General features: G+C 69.1%; 18 protein-coding genes and 1 pseudogene. 5 read left to right on the forward strand and 14 right to left on the reverse strand.

Annotation, left to right across the window (positions count from 1 at the left end; all coding sequences use genetic code 11):
* The first annotated feature begins 26 nt into the window (after window positions 1–26).
* Entirely contained in the window at window positions 27–593 is a 567-nt protein-coding gene (locus ACYVIO_RS02500; RefSeq protein WP_460648985.1) for a 2'-5' RNA ligase family protein, read from the forward strand.
* 35 nt (window positions 594–628) lie between these two features.
* Window positions 629–1276 (forward strand): annotated as a pseudogene (locus ACYVIO_RS02505) (SAM-dependent methyltransferase); the annotation flags it as partial.
* A 101-nt stretch (window positions 1277–1377) separates the two neighbouring features.
* Here ACYVIO_RS02505 and ACYVIO_RS02510 read toward each other — a convergent pair.
* Window positions 1378–2883: a PH domain-containing protein gene (locus tag ACYVIO_RS02510; protein WP_460648986.1), complete on the reverse strand. Its 1506-nt coding sequence runs from the start codon at window positions 2881–2883 to the stop codon at window positions 1378–1380.
* A complete protein-coding gene (locus tag ACYVIO_RS02515; RefSeq protein WP_460648987.1) occupies window positions 2880–3368 on the reverse strand; it encodes a PH domain-containing protein in 489 nt (162 codons plus the stop codon). The genes ACYVIO_RS02510 and ACYVIO_RS02515 overlap by 4 nt, the downstream gene beginning before the upstream one ends.
* Window positions 3369–3394: 26 nt before the next feature.
* Between ACYVIO_RS02515 and ACYVIO_RS02520 the strand changes: the two genes are divergently transcribed.
* From ACYVIO_RS02520 to ACYVIO_RS02530, 3 genes are all read left to right on the forward strand, one after another.
* Entirely contained in the window at window positions 3395–4600 is a 1206-nt protein-coding gene (locus ACYVIO_RS02520; protein WP_460648988.1) for an NADH-quinone oxidoreductase subunit D, read from the forward strand.
* A gap of 183 nt (window positions 4601–4783) precedes the next feature.
* On the forward strand, window positions 4784–5122 hold the full coding sequence (locus tag ACYVIO_RS02525; RefSeq protein ID WP_460648989.1) for a helix-turn-helix domain-containing protein: 339 nt from the start codon (window positions 4784–4786) through the stop codon (window positions 5120–5122).
* 28 nt (window positions 5123–5150) lie between these two features.
* Window positions 5151–6422 carry a type II toxin-antitoxin system HipA family toxin gene (locus tag ACYVIO_RS02530; RefSeq protein WP_460648990.1) on the forward strand — a complete coding sequence of 424 codons (1272 nt, stop codon included), beginning with the start codon at window positions 5151–5153 and terminating at the stop codon, window positions 6420–6422.
* 12 nt (window positions 6423–6434) lie between these two features.
* Here ACYVIO_RS02530 and ACYVIO_RS02535 read toward each other — a convergent pair whose 3' ends face one another.
* The 12 genes from ACYVIO_RS02535 to hpt form a co-directional block, all read right to left on the reverse strand.
* Window positions 6435–7235: an inositol monophosphatase family protein gene (locus ACYVIO_RS02535; protein ID WP_460648991.1), complete on the reverse strand. Its 801-nt coding sequence runs from the start codon at window positions 7233–7235 to the stop codon at window positions 6435–6437.
* Window positions 7236–7265: 30 nt separating this feature from the next.
* Window positions 7266–7598 carry a putative quinol monooxygenase gene (locus tag ACYVIO_RS02540; protein ID WP_460648992.1) on the reverse strand — a complete coding sequence of 111 codons (333 nt, stop codon included), beginning with the start codon at window positions 7596–7598 and terminating at the stop codon, window positions 7266–7268.
* A 68-nt stretch (window positions 7599–7666) separates the two neighbouring features.
* The gene (locus tag ACYVIO_RS02545; RefSeq protein ID WP_460648993.1) at window positions 7667–8107 is read right to left on the reverse strand and encodes a hypothetical protein; all 441 of its coding nucleotides are present in this window, start codon (window positions 8105–8107) and stop codon (window positions 7667–7669) included.
* An 11-nt stretch (window positions 8108–8118) separates the two neighbouring features.
* Window positions 8119–8631 (reverse strand): DUF3180 domain-containing protein, encoded by a 513-nt coding sequence (locus ACYVIO_RS02550; RefSeq protein WP_460648994.1) that lies wholly within the window; start codon window positions 8629–8631, stop codon window positions 8119–8121.
* 2 nt (window positions 8632–8633) lie between these two features.
* Window positions 8634–9200: a 2-amino-4-hydroxy-6-hydroxymethyldihydropteridine diphosphokinase gene (folK, locus tag ACYVIO_RS02555; RefSeq protein WP_460648995.1), complete on the reverse strand. Its 567-nt coding sequence runs from the start codon at window positions 9198–9200 to the stop codon at window positions 8634–8636.
* Window positions 9197–9586: a dihydroneopterin aldolase gene (gene folB / locus ACYVIO_RS02560; protein WP_460648996.1), complete on the reverse strand. Its 390-nt coding sequence runs from the start codon at window positions 9584–9586 to the stop codon at window positions 9197–9199. The genes folK and folB overlap by 4 nt, the downstream gene beginning before the upstream one ends.
* The gene (locus ACYVIO_RS02565; RefSeq protein ID WP_344182263.1) at window positions 9583–10077 is read right to left on the reverse strand and encodes a nuclear transport factor 2 family protein; all 495 of its coding nucleotides are present in this window, start codon (window positions 10075–10077) and stop codon (window positions 9583–9585) included. Before ACYVIO_RS02565 ends, folB begins: the two co-directional genes overlap by 4 nt.
* On the reverse strand, window positions 10074–10871 hold the full coding sequence (gene folP / locus ACYVIO_RS02570; RefSeq protein WP_460652055.1) for a dihydropteroate synthase: 798 nt from the start codon (window positions 10869–10871) through the stop codon (window positions 10074–10076). Before folP ends, ACYVIO_RS02565 begins: the two co-directional genes overlap by 4 nt.
* A 307-nt stretch (window positions 10872–11178) precedes the next feature.
* Complete coding sequence (locus ACYVIO_RS02575; RefSeq protein ID WP_460648997.1) at window positions 11179–12330, reverse strand: S1 family peptidase; 1152 nt, start codon at window positions 12328–12330, stop codon at window positions 11179–11181.
* Window positions 12331–12590: 260 nt separating this feature from the next.
* Window positions 12591–13163: a GTP cyclohydrolase I FolE gene (gene folE, locus ACYVIO_RS02580; protein WP_460648998.1), complete on the reverse strand. Its 573-nt coding sequence runs from the start codon at window positions 13161–13163 to the stop codon at window positions 12591–12593.
* Window positions 13164–13167: 4 nt separating this feature from the next.
* Window positions 13168–15198 carry an ATP-dependent zinc metalloprotease FtsH gene (gene ftsH, locus ACYVIO_RS02585; protein ID WP_460648999.1) on the reverse strand — a complete coding sequence of 677 codons (2031 nt, stop codon included), beginning with the start codon at window positions 15196–15198 and terminating at the stop codon, window positions 13168–13170.
* Window positions 15199–15378: 180 nt separating this feature from the next.
* Entirely contained in the window at window positions 15379–15930 is a 552-nt protein-coding gene (gene hpt, locus ACYVIO_RS02590) for a hypoxanthine phosphoribosyltransferase (RefSeq protein ID WP_363671916.1), read from the reverse strand.
* Between the last annotated feature and the right edge of the window lie 4 nt (window positions 15931–15934).

Consider the following 15934-nt stretch of genomic DNA (forward strand, 5'->3'; position numbering starts at 1 on the left):
TCCGTCACAGATGGGAGCATGAGCCGGTGAGCAGATCCGCAGAGCCCTGGGCCGAGCCGACCGGCCTGACCGCGATCCTGATCGCCGTACCGGAACTGGCCGCGTTCACCGACCGGTGGCGGTCGGCGTCGTACTCGTCCGCCCGGCCGCAACTGCCGCTCAGCGCGCTGATCCCGCCGCACGTGACCGTGCTGGTGCCGTGGGTCCAGGACCCGTCGCCGGAGGACGTGCAGCGGCTGACCGAGGCCGTCGCGGACGTGGCGCCGTTCGAGCTGTCGTTCCGGGCCGCCGGGCAGTTCCCGAACGGGACCACCTGGCTGATGCCCGAGCCGTACGACGAGGTGCTTGCCCTGGTCAACGCGGTCCTCTTCGCGTTTCCCGAGTGCCAGCCGTACGGCGGTGAGCACCTGGAGCCGCATCCGCACCTGACGATCGCGTCGTCCGCGCAGGGCGGGCCCGCGGTGGTCGCCGAGGCCGAGGAAGCCCTCGCGGCGTCGCCCCCGCCTCCGGTCCGCCTCGATGACCTCACCATCTGGCGCGAGGGCGAAGACAGCGTCTGGCAACTGATCGGCTCGGTCCCCCTCGGTGCGTAGCCCACTCTCTCTTCTTCATCCCCGAGTGGGTGCCCGTGCGTAGCTTCCGGATCGCCTGGGACGCGGCTTTGTACGGCCCCGCCGGGTTCTACCGCCGGGAACGACCAGCAGCTCACTTCCGCACTTCTGTCCACGCCTCCCCTCTCTTCGCCGCTGCCCTTGTTCGTCTGGCTCGTGAGGTCGGCCTGGACCACCTCACCGACATCGGCGCAGGCAGCGGCGAGCTCGGCCGTGCAGTTGCTGCCCTGGCGCCCGACCTGACCGTCACCGACATCGAGCTCGACGACGAACTCCCCCCGCGGCTCACCGGCCTGGTGATCGCCAACGAGTGGCTCGACAACATCGCCTGCGAACTGGCCGAGCTCTCCGACGACGGCGAACCCCGTTACCTGCTGGAGGATCTCTCCCTCGGACCAGTTGTCGAGGGCAACGATCGCGCCTGGCTCGACACCTGGTGGCCGCTGGCCGAACCAGGCGACCGCGCCGAGATCGGCACCACCCGCGACGCCGCGTGGTCCGGCGTACTGGACCGGCTCGAGGACGGGCTGGCGATCGCCATCGACTACGGCCACGTCCGCGCCGGGCGTCCGCCGTACGGGACACTGACTGGTTTCCGCCGCGGTCGTGAGTGCGACCCGATCCCCGACGGCTCCTGCGACATCACCGCCCACGTCGCGCTCGACTCCCTCGGCGGCACGATCACCACCCAGCGGGACGCGCTCCTGACCCTGGGAGTCTCAGCGGACCGCCCCGACAACGACCTGGCCCGCAGCGACCCCCTGCGCTACGTGGCCGGGCTGTCGTCCGCAGGAGAGGCCGCAGAGCTGCTGGACCCCGCCGGGCTCGGCTCGTTCGGCTGGGTCTGGACAGCGGCAGGCGCTGACGTCGTACGGCGGGCCTCACGGGCTCTGGTGGTCTGAGCCTCCAGGAGCAGGGCTGCGTCGGCTACGTCTCGGTGGAGAGCCACTGCATCGGTCGGGCCCTGCGGAGTGTCCACGTGGACGTTGGCGACGCGCAGGCGGCGCTGGATCGGGCCCTGCTGGACCCGGACCGACTGGGTCTTGTGGTGGAGGACCACTGAGGTCTTGCGGCTGATCCAGCCTCGCTGGGTGACCAGTACCTGGTCGTCAGCGCCGTACGCGAGGTACCGCCAGCCGACCGGGCGCAGCCACTTCACGCGGCTCGGTGCCTGGTGCATCTCGATGCGGGACAGGTCGAAGCCGGGCAGGACGCGGTTGAGTACGCCGGCCACCTCGGAGCGCTCGCCGACCGGGAGCAGCTGGACGCCGTTCTGGTCCTCCTCGCCGTCGCCGGAGATGCCGCCGACCACGCCGGCGATGTCCAGGTCGACGCGCGACCAGCCGAGGCGGCGCCAGATGACCGGCTCGGTGATCAGCAGGCCCTGCACGCGGCCCGGCGGGACGGTCTGGCGCTGCAGGTCGAACAGGCCGCGCTTGGTCCGCAGACCGTCGCGGGACTCGATCAGCGTGAACTTGTGGTTGCCGACGACCTGCTTCCAGATCGGCTGCACCACACCGAGCAGCAGCGGCAGACCGGCGAACAGACCGACGTGGAACTCCAGCACAGTCGTCGCCACGATCAGCCAGATCAGACCGGCGAGGCTACCGAGCACTGTGGACGACAGCAGCGTCGCACCGAGCAGGCGGCCGGTGGGGACGACCAGCAGCGGCGGCGGCTCGTGCTCGGGCTGCACTGCCTCCTCGGCGGCCTCCTTGCCCTTGGCCCTGACCAGCAGGATGCCGCGGAGCTTGGCGGCCTCCTCGGAGGTGAAGTAGCTCAGCTTGCCGTCACTGCGGCTGCCGCCGGCGACGTCCATGCGCAGCTCGGCCATGTTGAACAGGCGCGCGACGAACGGCTGGGCGACGTCGATCGCCTGGATGCGGTCGAAGCGGATGATCCGCGTACGGCGGAACAGGAATCCGCTGTCGACCCGGATCGCCTCGTCGGTCAGCTGCCACTTGGTGAACCACCAGGACAGCGCGCCGAGCAGCATCCCACCGACCAGTACGGCGGCCAGCGCGATCCCGGCGATCTTGAGGTTGCTCCGCAGCCCTTCGTTGTTGGCCATCGCGAACGCGGCGACCACGAAGTAGCCCCAGCCTTTGACGAACGGCGTAAGCGGGTGGAGGCGATCGCCCTCGCGTTCGGTGATGGGAGCGGGCATCTCGCCGGTGATGTCGCCGGTGACCACCGGGGCGTCCGGGAACGGCGCGTGGGTCGGGTCAGGGCTCGGCGGACCGGAGCGGTCCGGCGTACTGGGCTGGCTCACAGGCCCCACGCCTGGGCCTGGCCGAGGGCGGACAGGCGGTCGCGTAGGCGGCTCGCCTCGTCAGGGTGCAAGCCGGGGATCTTCGCGTCGGTGGCCGGCGTCGCCGTGTGCAGCTCGACCGTCGCGATCCCGTACGACCGCTCCAGCGGTCCCGCCGCGACGTCGACGAACTGCATCCGCCCGTACGGTACGACGACCAGCTGGCGGAACATGATCCCGTGGCTGACCAGCAGCTCGTCCTCGCGCTCGGCGTACTTCCAGGACCGCTGGTTGCGCCCGATCAGGCTCCACGACCACGCGAACACCGCCGCGACCACGAGCACCCACAGCCCGGCGTACAGCCAGCTCAGCAGCAGCCCGAACGCCAGCAACCCGGCGATCGCGGTCACCCCGCACAGGATCGCCGACGTCACCCGGCGCACCGCGGCGAGCTTCGGCGAGACCGGCGTCCAACTGACATCCGAAGGTGCGAAGAGGTCGTCCACGCACCAAGCCTGTCACGATAGGGGGCATGAGTGCGGAATCTGTCGTGGGAATCGGCGCCGGAGCGGCTGGGTTCGACCCGTCGTACGAGCGTGGAGGGACCGGCAGCGGGTCCCAGCTGCCGACCACCGACATGGTGCTCAACATCGGCCCGCAGCACCCCGCGACGCACGGCGTGCTGCGCCTGCGGCTGACGCTCGACGGCGAGCGCATCGTCGGCTGCGAACCGATCATCGGCTACATGCACCGCGGCGCCGAGAAGCTGTTCGAGGTGCGCGACTACCGGCAGATCATCGTGCTCGCGAACCGGCACGACTGGCTGTCGGCGTTCTCCAACGAGCTCGGCGTCGTGATGGGCGTCGAGCGGATGATGGGCCTCGAGGTCCCGGTCCGCGCCGTCTGGATGCGCACGCTGCTCGCCGAGCTGAACCGGGTCCTGAACCACCTGATGTTCCTCGGCTCGTACCCGCTCGAGCTCGGCGCGATCACGCCCGTGTTCTACGCGTTCCGCGAGCGCGAGACGATCCAGGCCGTGCTCGAGGAACTGTCCGGCGGCCGGATGCACTACATGTTCAACCGCGTCGGCGGGCTCAAGGAAGACCTGCCGTACGGCTGGCTCGGCCGCGCCTCCGCCGCCTCGGCCGCTGTCCGTGGTCGCCTGCCCGACATCGAGAACCTTGTCCTGGGCAACGAGATCTTCCGGGCGCGCACGGTGGGCGTCGGCCGGCTCTCCCCCGAACTGATCGCGGCGTACGGCGTCAGCGGCCCGATCGCCCGCGCCTCCGGCGTCGACGCCGACCTGCGCCGCGACGAGCCCTACCTCGCGTACGACGAACTGCTGCGCGACGGTGTCCTCCGCGTAGTCACCCGCTCCGACGGCGACTGCTACGCCCGCTTCGCCCTGCTGCTCGAACAGGTCAAGGTCTCCCTCGACCTCGTCGACGCCTGCCTCGACAAACTCGCCTCGATGCCCGCCGGCCCGGTCAACGTCCGCCTCCCGAAGATCCTCAAGGTCCCCGAAGGCCAGACCTACACCTGGACCGAGAACCCGCTCGGCATCAACGGCTACTACCTCGTCTCCCGCGGCGACAAAACCCCCTGGCGCCTCAAGCTCCGCTCAGCCAGCTTCAACAACATCTCGGTCCTCCCCGAAATGCTCCCCAACACCATCGTCGCCGACATGATCGCCATCCTCGGCAGCATGTTCTTCGTCGTCGGCGACATCGACAAGTAGCTCGCTTCCCCCCACCCGGCTTTCCCCACGCGGCCGGGTATGTCGCTTGCAGCTGACCGCTGCGGCGGCCAACAGGGCGTTACGGTGGAGTATGTCTCTGCTCGATGCCTCTTAACGTTCCATTTCTGGAACGGTAAGTGTGTTAGTGTTTCAAATATAGAACGCTAATGCATTGGAGTCGTCATGGCGACAGCTCGCCCGACACCCATCGCGGTCAATCGCGCCCTCGCGCAAGCAGGCACTCACCTGGCGACGTGGCGCCGCCTGCAGCAGCTGACCTCTGACCAGGTCGCCGACCGCGCCGGTATCTCCCGAACCACCTTGCACCGGCTCGAGTCCGGCGCCGGAGCCAGCCTCGAGAACACACTCCGCGTCGCGAGAGCGCTGGGGGTCATGGACCTTCTGGTCGCATCCATAGATCCGTACAACTCCGATGTCGGTCGTCTGCGCGCCGACGAGGAGCTGCCGCAGCGGGTCCGGCGACCAGCACAACCCCGGAGGCAGACCGGTGCCGAGAGCTGAACGCCGGCCGGCAGCAGCGCAACGGACAGTGGCCGCAACAGGCGAACCGCTGCCGTCCAAGGTCGACGTCTGGGTCCAGATCGACGGGACGGATGTTCTCGCCGGCCACGTGAACTCGCACTACGGCCGCAGCGCCGAGTCCGCAACCTTTCTCTACGACGCCGCATACCTGGCCAACCCGCGGTCGTACGATCTCGAGCCGACTCTGCCACGGGTCGCCGGCGCCCTGCACACATCGGTCGGCGTGGCGCTCTTCCACTCCTTCGCCGACAGCTCACCCGATCGGTGGGGCAAGGCACTCATCACGAAAGCCGAACGGCAGCGAGCGCGGACAGCCGGCTCGACGCCCCGCACGCTGAGCGAGTTCAGCTACCTGCTGGGCGTCCGTGACGACCTACGGCAAGGCGCGCTCAGATTCGCTCTGCCCGGTACGCAGACCTTCATGGCCGACGACACCACCGGCGTACCGGCTCTGACCGACCTTCCCGAGCTGCTCGATCTGGCGGCACGCACCGAGAACGACGACGCGGACCTGGCGGCCATCCGGCGGCTGGTTCGCGCCGGCAGCTCGTTGGGTGGCGCGCGACCGAAGGCTCACGTCCGTACCGACGACGGGACGATCGCCATCGCGAAGTTCCCCAGCCGTGCCGACTCCTGGAACGTGATGGCCTGGGAGAAGATCGCGTTCGACCTGGCCGCCGCGGCGGGTATCCCGGTCCCGCGATCACGGCTGCTGAGGATCGCGGGCCGCGACGTGCACGTCATCGACCGGTTCGACCGCGAAGGGACGGATCGCATCGGCTACGTCAGCGCAATGACGATGCTCGAAGCAAGAGACGGCGACACCGGCAGCTACCTGGACATCGGGTCGGCGATCGAGCAACGTTCTGCCGCGGCCACCGCCGAGCTGCGTGACCTCTGGACCCGCATCGTCTTCTCGATCCTGATCTCCAACGTCGACGACCACCTGCGCAACCACGGCTTCCTGCGCGCGGACAACGCGTGGATGCTGTCGCCGGCCTTCGACCTCAACCCCGACCCTTCGCCAGGGACCAAGTTCTTGGCCACCGCCGTCAACGAGGACGAAACCGACGCCAGCATCGATCTCGCTCTCGAAGTGGCTGAGCTGTTCCGCCTGGACGCGTCCGAAGCCCTGACGATCGTCGCCACCGTCGGGAGGGAGACCTCACGGTGGGCCGAGGTCGCCGCACGCCACGGGCAGACGAAGAAGCAGATCGACGAGATGGCGCCGGCGTTCGAACACCGTCAAGCCTCCAAGGCGCGCGCACTGGAGGCCTGAGCTCGCACCGGGTCAGCCTCTGACGGCCTGCTGGATGAGCGGGAGCAGCTCCTCGGCGATCCCCGGGGCCAGGAGGATCGTTGCGCTCGAGGCGACGTCGTGGGGGGAGCCGTCGACGTCGACGACTACCGCGCCGGACTCTCGGGCGATGATTGAGCCGGCGCTGGTGTCCCAGGGTTTGTTGCTGAACATGATGGCGGCGTCGAGGCTGCCGTCGGCGACGAGTGCCATGTGCAGGGCCGCCGTACCGAGCATGCGGACGCGCTGGACGCGCGGGAGCAGCAGGTTGATCAGGGCGAGGCGTGGCCTGTTCTTCTCGTCGGCGTCCGCGCCGACGGCGAAGTCGCCGGCCATCACCAACGCCTCGGAGAGCTCGGTGGTCTTGCTGGCCTGGATCGGGTCGCCGTTACGGGTGGCTCCGAGGCCGTCGGCGGCGAGGTAGCGGGTGCCGAGCATCGGGAAGTCCAGTACGCCGGCCACCTGCTTGTTGCCGTCGACGAGGCCGAGGGAGATCCCCCACAGCGGTACGCCGTGGATGTAGTTGACCGTGCCGTCGATCGGGTCGAGCACCCACGAGAGCTCCCCGGAGCCGGGGTGAGCGCCCTCCTCCTCGCCCAGGAAGGCGATCTCGGGTGTCACCTTCGCCAGGTGCTCCCGGACCGTCTGCTCGACCGCGATGTCCGTGTCGGAGGCCATGTCCCGGTCGCCCTTGGAGTGCAACGCCCCAGGCTCCCGCGACTCGACCAGATCGGCAGCAACCGCCACCGCCCCTTCGGCGATCTCCAGCAAGCGGGCCAGGTCGGTCACAGGCATCTCCTCAGCAGTTGGGTCAGCCCCAGCAACCTAACCGAGCGGCGGGTACACCTGCCCCACCGGCATCCCGTCCAGCACGCCCTGCAACTCCGCGTCCACGTCCCCGTGCACCTGCAACGCCGTCATCTCCGCCAGCGCGAACACCTTCGCCAGCAGATCCCCCACATGCTCCTGATGCCGCGTCACCGCCGCCGAGTCGACGTACTCCTCCAGCACCACGACGTACCCAGGCCCCTGGAACCAGTCGTACCGCAAGGTCCCCGGCTCCTCGGCCACCCGCCCCTGCAAGTCCCGGACAAGCTCCAGCAGCTCCCGCTCAGCCCCATCCCGTACGACGAACTCAACCCGCACCAAGACGCTCACAACGACCTCCCGCTCAGGCAGACCACGACAGGTCCACCTAACCAGCCCGGTAGATCAGGCCGGCAGGCTCAGGAAGCAGCGAGGCCGCGGAGCTTCAGGTCGACCACGGTCGGCGCGTCCGCGTGGGAGTGCTTGTCGCCGGCGGCTACGACCGTGGCGACCTCTTCGTCGATCTTGTCGAGGCGCTGGTCGATCTTGTCCAGGCGGCGCTGCATCAGGTCGACGAACTCGGCGTTCTCGACGACGCGGGCGCTGGTGATGCGCGAGTACTCCTGCGCGACCTGGGCGCGTTCGTCGCTGTGCGCGAGACGTTCGACCAGCAGTTGGTGGCGGATCAGCAGCGAAGCACCGATGGCGACCAGTACGGCGGCGACGGCGGCGGCTCGCAGGATCCACGCGTTCTGGGCGAACAACGCGATACTGACGGCCAGGCAGACGACGATCAGCAGACTGTTGGCGGCGGTGAGAACTGTGGTCCTGGTTCGACGGCGGCTACCCCTTGACCCCATGGACCGACATGTTAGGGGGTCTCGTCGGGGTCTTCGGGAATACGACACGCGCGTTCGAGCAACAATCCGGCCGTGACGACCAGCACTGAGATGACGGCGGCAACACCCGCTGTGATCACCCGGTTCCGCGGCCCGCTGGAACCCACCGCGTTCACGAAGGATAACGCGAACCCTGCGTAAACACCGGTGCACAACGCGCCGACGAACGCGCTGGCTTTTCCGAGCATCAGCAGGAAGACCGCACGCGACGACTCGATCCGTTCGCGCCGGACCTGGACCCGCTGGTTGGTGTTGCGTGCGGCAACGAAAAGCAGCGCCGCCAGGAACGCCCAGGCGACCAGCGTCAGCCAGGACACCGTGGGCGCGACACCACCGCCGGACTCGATCGCCTTGACCATGGTGACCCCGATCGCCGCCCCGAGGACGGCGATCGCGATCAGCAAGCGGCGAGACGTCGGCCGGACCGAGCCCGGACGCGGCGGCTGCCGGCCGGGCGCGCGGCCCGGCCCAGGACTGCCAGACACCACTACTGCAACTCGATGGTCGGGTCGTCGAGCTTGGTGACGCCCGCCGTCCCGACCTTCGTCAGCAGATCGGCGACCGGGCCGAGGCCCGGCAGCTCGGCGTCGGGCTCGATGTCCAGCCACGGCGCGAGCACGAACGCCCGCTCGTGCGCCCGCGGGTGCGGCACGGTCAGCTCGTCGGACTCGATCGTCTTCTTGCCGTACGTGATCAGGTCGACGTCGAGCGTCCGCGGCGCGCCCGGCACGCTGCGCTCGCGGCCGAAGGCCTGCTCGACCGCGTGCGCGCGGTCCAGCAGCGTCTCGACGGCCAGCGTGGTGTCGGCCAGCAGCACGATGTTCAGGTACGGGCCGGACTCGTCCGGGCCGCCGATCGGCTGGGTCTCGTAGACCGGCGAGACGTCGACGACGACGACGTCCGGGGTGTCCCGCAGCGCGTCGACGGCGCCCTGCAGGTTCGCCTCACGGTCGCCGAGGTTGCTGCCGAGCGACAGGATCACCTGGCGGATCGGCTTCAGGCCGCCGCTGAGGGTATCCGCGTCGATGACGTGGGGACTAGGGGTCTCAGTCACGGGGTTTCTCCGGGTTTGCGCTGCACGGTCAGGACAACATCGTCGAACGGCACGGTGATCGGCGCCGAGGGTTTGTGGATCGTCACCGCGGTACCGGTGACGCGCGGGTCGGCCAGGCAGATCGTCGCGATCCGCTCGGCCAGGGTCTCGATCAGGTCGACCGGGTCGTTCTCGATCGCCGCGTGCACCTGCTCGGCGACCACGCCGTAGTTCACGGTGTCGGCCAGGTCGTCCGAGGCGGCCGCCTTCCGGGTGTCCAGCTCGAGCCGGACGTCGACGACGAACTCCTGCCCGTCGGCGCGTTCGTGGCTGAACACGCCGTGCCGGCCGAAGCCCCGGATGCCGCGGATCTCGATCACGTCAGGGGGCACCGCGGGACCGCTCATTGCGCCTCCTCCGATCGACCCCCAGACGACAGTACCGGGGAGGCATGGTGGATCCACAACCGCCAGCCGGACGAAGTCTTGCGGAACACGTTGGTCGCGAGCGCCTTGCCGCCCGCGAAGCCCTCCTCCGGCGCCCCCTCGCCGGACGACAGCACGTTCTCCGTACACGTGACGTACGCCACGTCGCCGTCGACCCGGGCCTGCACGTCGGTCAGGAAGAACTGGATGTACGGCGTGTTCGCGAAGATCATCGCCCAGGCGCGCATCATCTCGGAGTACCCGGAGATCGCCGCGTTGCCGGGATGGATGCAGACCGGATCGGGCTCGGGCAGCCAGACGGCGGCCATCAGGTCCAGGTCGCCGGCCTCGAACGCGTTGTAGAACGCCGTGTTCGCGGTCAGCACCCCGGTCTCGGCCGACGGGCCGCGCGCGGCGGACCGCGCCGGCGGTGCTTCCGGCTGGTGCTCCTGGTTCGGCTGTTCCTCGGTCATACAGCTCCCCACCTGCTCGCCACCCGGACCGCGTCCGCGCTCGGTGCCACCGAATGTGCCCGGACGCACCAGGCTCCATTCGCGGCGGCCAGGGCGGAAACCGCGGCGCTCGCGTCGTCTCGTCGTACGGCGGGCCTGGGCTCGCCGGTCTGCTCGTCGGCGAGCAGCCTACCGAGGAACGCCTTGCGGGACGCACCGATCAGCAACGGACGTTCCAGTACGCCGAACTCGCGCAGCCGGCGCAGCACCTCCCAGTTGTGGTCCGCGTTCTTCGCGAACCCCAGTCCGGGGTCGAGCGCGACCTTCGCCAGGTCGATCCCGGCGGCCGCGATCGCGTCCAGCCGGACCGCGAGCTCGGCGATCACCTCGGCCACCACGTCGTCGTACCGGGCCCGGTCCTGCATGTCGGCGGAGTGACCGCGCCAGTGCATGCAGACGTACGGCGTACCGCGCTCGGCGACGAGCGGGAGCATGTCGGGATCGGCCAGGCCGCCGGAGACGTCGTTGATCATCACCGCGCCGGCGTCCAGCGCCAGTACGGCGACGTCGGCGCGCATCGTGTCGATCGAGACCAGCGCGCCGTCGGCGGCCAGCGCCTCGATCACCGGCAGCACGCGGCGGATCTCCTCGGCCGGCTCGGGGCGCTTCGCCCCCGGCCGGGTCGACTCACCGCCGACGTCCAGCAGATCGGCACCCTCGGCCAGCAGTTCGCGGCCGTGCTTGATCGCGGCGGCGGGCTCGAACCACTCCCCGCCGTCGGAGAAGGAGTCCGGGGTCACGTTGACGACGCCCATCACCAGCGCGCGGTCCGGTGTGGGCAGTCCCTGAACATGACTCGGTGGGGCAGTTCGCACTGGACCACCGTAGTGGTCCCGATCGAACTGCCCCACCTAGGTACCAGGCCCCCATCAACTCCCGAGCGCCTGCCGGGGGTCGCAGGCCGTGCCTCCCCATCCATCGCCGTAGCGAGCAGGTGCTCGGTGCGGTGGCTCGCCGTGCGGGAGACGAGGTGGCGATGCGAAGCATCGTTGCCTTGGCTCCCGTGCGGCGAGGTGCCGTGCCGAGTGCCGCGCAGTAGGCGAGGGATGGGGAGGCACGGCCTTAACCCAGTACCAATGAGGCGCCACTAGCGGACAGCGCCTCACCGATCGGTTGTGAGTAGGACTCGTTGGACTGGCCGCGCTTCTGCAGGCACTCGCCCCGGATCAGCGCCGCGCCGCTGGTGATGCCGAGCGCGTAGCTGCCGGTCAGGTTGGGCCCGCCGGAGTCGCCGGTCTGGACGCAGGCCGTGTGCTGGTACAGGCCTTTGACGATCTTGTTGTCGCCGTAGTTGACGGTCACGTTCTTGGCGACCACGCGGCCGCAGGACCAGCGGGTGGTCTTGCCGGACTTGCAGACCGAGGCGCCGACGGTCGGGTTCGCGGTGCCCTGGATCCGGATGTCGTTCTCGTTCCAGCGCTCGACCTCGCCGCGCAGGTCCCAGCCGTCGATCACCTTGACGGTGCCGAAGTCGTTGCCCGGGTAGCTGGAGCTGCGGGTGTCGCCGAGGATGTAGCCGTTGCGCGAGAACGACGGTTTGCCCGCCGTGCAGTGCCCGGCGGTCAGGAAGATCCGGCTGCCGTCGTCCGCGCGGGCGTTGAAGCCGAGCGAGCAGGTGTAGCCGGTGTTCTTGTCGACCTGTACGCCGCCGCGCAGGCCGAAGTCGTCAGCGGTCGGGGTGATCGTGCCGGCCGAGGTGCGGATCGTGACGCGGGCGCCCTTGGCCTCGGCGCGGCGCAGGAAGCGCTGCGTACGCAGGTCCTTGGCGCCGTCCGGCACGGTGACGACGACGGTGCCGCTGATCGGGTCGACGTACCAGGACTTCACCTGGCCGGCGGTCGAGCTCGTGGCGAGCTTGTCGAGGTCGCGCTGGACCGACTGGAGCTGCTTGGCGGTGAACTCGACCAGACGTGGAACCGCCCCGGCCGCCCGGACCAGCTCCGCGGTCGCCTCGTCCGAGACGGCGACCACCAGCTCGCCGGTGTCGTCCAGGTAGCTGCCGACGATCCGGGACCCGAGCTGGGTCTCCACCGCGTCGGCCTTGAGGATGCCCTGCTGCTGCAGCAGGTCGGTGTCCTGCGTCCCGACCGTGCTGTCCGACCCCGCCTGTCCCGCGCGGGATTCCGCCTGCGCACCGTTCGCCGCGATCAGTCCCGCCGCCGTGAGAGCGACGATCCCAGCCACCGCGGCGCCAACCCGGCAACGCCCTGACATACGTTCCTCCTCACGAGGCGCCCCCGATCGGACCGCCACTACGGAACGTATGCGTTCGAACACGGAAAGTCCATGGGAAACAGCCTCTGATTTCTCAACGACCCGAACCTGTCCCGGGCTACGGGGACTCCGAGTAGCGCCTGGGAGATTTGGTGTGAGGGGCGCAGGGGTGAGGGCAGGTGAGGCTGATCGCCCGGAGGACTTGGGGCGTGGTGAGGGGGTTCTGGGGCGGGGAGGTCTGCCTGAGCGCGAGGGCGGCGTCAGCCGACGATCAGGCTCATGGCTTCTGCGCGGGTGGAGGGGTTGCGGAGCTGGCCTCGGACGGCGGACGTGATCGTCTTGGCGCCGGGTTTACGGACTCCGCGCATGGTCATGCAGAGGTGTTCGCACTCGATCACGACGATGACGCCGCGGGGCTTGAGGATCTCCACCAGGGACTCGGCGACCTGCGTGGTCAGGCGTTCCTGGACCTGGGGGCGTTTGGCGTACACGTCGACCAGGCGGGCGAGCTTGGACAGGCCGGTGATGCGGCCGTCGGGGCCGGGGATGTAGCCGACGTGGGCGACCCCGGTGAACGGGACCAGGTGGTGCTCGCACATCGACCAGACCTCGATGTCCTTGACCAGGATCATCTCGTCGTGGCCCAGGTCGAACGTCGTGGTCAGCACGTCCGACGCGGTCGACCCCAGCCCGGCGGTGATCTCCGCGTACGAGCGGGCCACCCGGGCTGGGGTCTCTTTCAGTCCTTCACGGTCCGGGTCCTCACCGATGGCGATCAGCAGCTCGCGGACCGCCCGCTCGGCCCGCTCGTGGTCGAACGTCGGTGAGGTCATCGGATCATTCTGCCGGAGGGGTCGGCCCGCCGCCGTAGTTGGGGCCGTGCGCCGCCTCGTCCGGGCCGATCGAGCCACCCGGGATGACGTCCTGGAGCGAACCGTTCTGCTCGCCCCGGGTCGGCAGCGGCATCACCGGCGGCTGCTCGGACGGGATCCGGGTCGAGGACCCGGTCCAGGCCGGCCGCAGCTCACGCTTCTGGATCGGCTCGAAGACCCGGGCGATCTCCGCCTTGTCCAGGGTCTCCTTCTCCAGCAGCTCCTCGACCAGGTGGTCGAGCACCGCACGGTTCTCGGCCAGGATGTCGAAGGCTTCCTGGTGCGCGTTCAGGATCAGCTTGCCGACCTCCTCGTCGACCGCCGCGGCGATCTCCTCGGAGTAGTTGCGCTGGCTGCCCAGGTCGCGGCCCAGGAACGGCTCACCGGAGTCCTGGCCGAACTTGATCGCGCCGAGCCGCTCGGTCATGCCGTACTGCGTGACCATCGCGCGGGCCAGTGCGGTCGCCTTCTCGATGTCGTTGCTCGCGCCCGTGGTCGGGTCGTGGAACACCATCTCCTCGGCGGCGCGGCCACCGAGCATGTAGGCGAGCTTGTCCAGCATCTCCGAGCGGGTGGTCGAGTACTTGTCCTCGTCCGGCAGCACCATCGTGTACCCAAGAGCGCGGCCACGCGGCAGGATCGTCACCTTGTGCACCGGGTCGGAGTGCGGCAGCGCGGCGGCGACCAGGGCGTGTCCGCCCTCGTGGTACGCCGTGAGCACCTTCTCCTTGTCCGACATCAGCCGGGTCCGGCGCTGCGGGCCGGCGATGACGCGGTCGATCGCCTCGTCCAGCGCGTGCTTGTCGATCTGCTGCTTGTTCAGCCGGGCGGTCAGCAGGGCCGCCTCGTTCAGCACGTTGGCCAGGTCGGCACCGGTGAAGCCCGGCGTACGACGGGCGACCGCGGTCAGGTCCGCGTCCTCCGACATCGGCTTGCCGCGGGCGTGCACCTTCAGGATCTTGTCGCGACCCGGCAGGTCCGGCGCGTCGACCGGGATCTGCCGGTCGAAGCGGCCCGGGCGCAGCAGCGCCGGGTCGAGCACGTCCGGCCGGTTCGTCGCGGCGATCAGGATCACACCGCCACGGACGTCGAAGCCGTCCATCTCGACCAGCAGCTGGTTCAGCGTCTGCTCGCGCTCGTCGTGGCCACCGCCGAGGCCCGCGCCACGGTGCCGGCCGACGGCGTCGATCTCGTCGATGAAGATGATCGCCGGCGCGTTGGTCTTGGCCGTCTCGAACAGGTCGCGTACCCGGGAGGCACCGACACCGACGAACATCTCGACGAAGTCCGAACCGGAGATCGAGTAGAACGGGACGCCGGCCTCGCCGGCGACAGCCCGCGCCAGCAGCGTCTTACCCGTACCAGGCTGTCCGTACAGCAGGACGCCCTTCGGGATCTTCGCGCCGACGGCCTGGAACTTGCCCGGCTCCTGGAGGAACTCCTTGATCTCGCCGAGCTCCTCGATCGCCTCGTCGGCCCCGGCCACGTCCGCGAAGGTCGTCTTCGGGGTGTCCTTGGTGACCAGCTTGGCCTTCGACTTGGCGAAGCTCATCACCCGCGAGCCGCCGCCCTGCATCGAGTTCATCAAGAAGATGAACACCACCGCGATCAGCAGGAACGGGATCAGCGTCGAGAAGACCTGGCCGATGAAGCTCGGCTTGGGGTTCTCCACGTCGTACCGCTCGATCTTGCCCTGCTGGAACAGCGTCTGCAGCGACGTACCGAGAGTGTTGGCCTGGCCGTCGACCCAGTGCGCCCGCACCTTGGTGCCGTCGGTCTTCTCGACCCGGATCTCCTGATCGGGGTCGATCAGCGTGACCGACTTGATCGACTTGTCCGACGAGGTGGTGGCCTGCTGGATCAGCTGTACGACCTGGCCGGTGGGCTCGGTCTTGTACCCGGTCGAGCCGGTCAGGAGCTGCCCGATCACCAGCACGCCCAGGAAGGCGACGACGATCCAGAACAGGGGTCCGCGGAAGATGCGCTTCACGTCCATGATCGAGGCTCGAGCCCCGTCCCTCCTAGCTCAGCAGGCCCGGGTATGGGGGCCTTCGACGGTAACACCAGTCCAAGTGTCTCGTGTCGCACAAGACAACACACCACGAGGGTCACCTGACGACGGTACGGTCCGTTGTACAGGCTGTCACCAAGTCCCGCCTGGAGGGGCAGCCGGGGCTCAGGAGTAGACGTGCGGCGCCAGCGTCGCGACGCAGCGCAGGTTGCGGTACTTCTCGGCGTAGTCGAGGCCGTAGCCGACCACGAACTCGTCGGGGATGTCGAAGCCGACGTACTTGACCGGGACCGCCATCTTGGCCGCGTCCGGCTTACGGAACGCGGTGCAGATCTCGACCGAGGCCGGCTTGCGCGACTCCAGGTTGCTGACCAGCCAGGTCAGCGTCAGCCCGGTGTCGATGATGTCCTCGACGATCAGCACGTGCCGGTTGCTGATGTCGGTGTCCAGGTCCTTGAGGATCCGGACCACCCCGGAGGACTTGGTGCCCGAGCCGTACGACGTGACGGCCATCCAGTCCATCTCGACGTGCCGGCTGAACGAGCGGGCCAGGTCGGCCATCACCATCACGGCGCCCTTGAGGACACCGACCACCAGCAGGTCCTTGCCCTCGTAGTCCGCCTCGATCCGCAGCGCCAGCTCCTTGAGCTTGGCCAGGATCTCCTCCTCGGTATGGAGGATCTCGGTCAGGTCCTTCTCGATGTCCGAAGCGTCCACGGCA

The sequence above is a fragment of the Kribbella endophytica genome (assembly GCF_054781295.1).